Here is an 875-nt window from a genome sequence, read left to right on the forward strand (position 1 = left end):
CATATCCTGCGCGGCTTTTACGCCATACAGCGCCTTCAGGGCAACGTCACCATCACCAATGATCGAGGCGAGCAACAGGCCGCAGCAACAAAACGGTAGCTTACTGATCTATAAAATAAAATCCCGCCAGTTAATGAAGTTAAGGGCGGGATTTGTTATTTAAGGCTGGTAGTCTTCATATTCCCAGGCGAAGACGCGGGAAAGTTTTTGCGCTATCTCCATCCAGTCTTCACCTTCGCACTGGTCGATATAATCTGTGATGGTTTTGGTAATTTCATCCAGATCATATTTACGCACCAGAAGTGTGTGCCGCATCAGCTCCGGCACCCATCGGTTTTTGCAGAGCCATTCCGGAGTACAGACATTGAGGTGAAAATAATTTATACCGTCTTCATTTTCCGGCCCTATTGATAACGTGAGCAAAAGGATAAAACTATTGTCCTCTTCAGGAACGAATAAATTAAGATCACAATCATCACAGCCTAAAGTTCTTAATGTAGCTTTCACGTTTTTATTTCCCCGCAATAATATTAAGATGCCCGTCACCAACTTTTGTTTTCTGGCCTGTTACCGGATTTATTTGAAAAGTCTCAAAATTAGCCTGTACGCCTGTTGGATTTACTGATGCTGGGGCATTCGGTTTTCCTTTAGGGAAACGATATACACGAGTACCATCAGCACTCATTAGTCCGGTTCCATCTTTTGTTGGTCTGGCACCATCACCAACCCAGATTTGGCCCAAGCGGTCGGCCTCCGCTTTAGTCCCAGAGCCAACACCATAATTCAGCTTTCCGTTATCTCCTTTAACTACTGCGGCCAGAATCGGATCCTGCTTCGCAATATTACTCAGATTCTGCTGAACCAAATCGTCTTTC

Annotated in this window: 1 protein-coding gene and 1 pseudogene; both read right to left on the bottom strand. The window is 44.9% G+C overall.

Features of this window, described 5'->3' with window-relative positions; genetic code table 11:
- Positions 1-159 precede the first annotated feature (159 nt).
- Positions 160-546: an immunity 8 family protein gene (locus tag JJB97_RS18175; RefSeq protein ID WP_317981601.1), complete on the bottom strand. Its 387-nt coding sequence runs from the start codon at positions 544-546 to the stop codon at positions 160-162.
- Positions 512-875, bottom strand: a pseudogene (locus tag JJB97_RS18180) (DUF6862 domain-containing protein); the annotation flags it as partial. The gene JJB97_RS18175 and the pseudogene JJB97_RS18180, both read right to left, overlap by 35 nt.

The organism is Tenebrionibacter intestinalis, from assembly GCF_016632365.1.
Lineage (GTDB): Bacteria > Pseudomonadota > Gammaproteobacteria > Enterobacterales > Enterobacteriaceae > Tenebrionibacter > Tenebrionibacter intestinalis.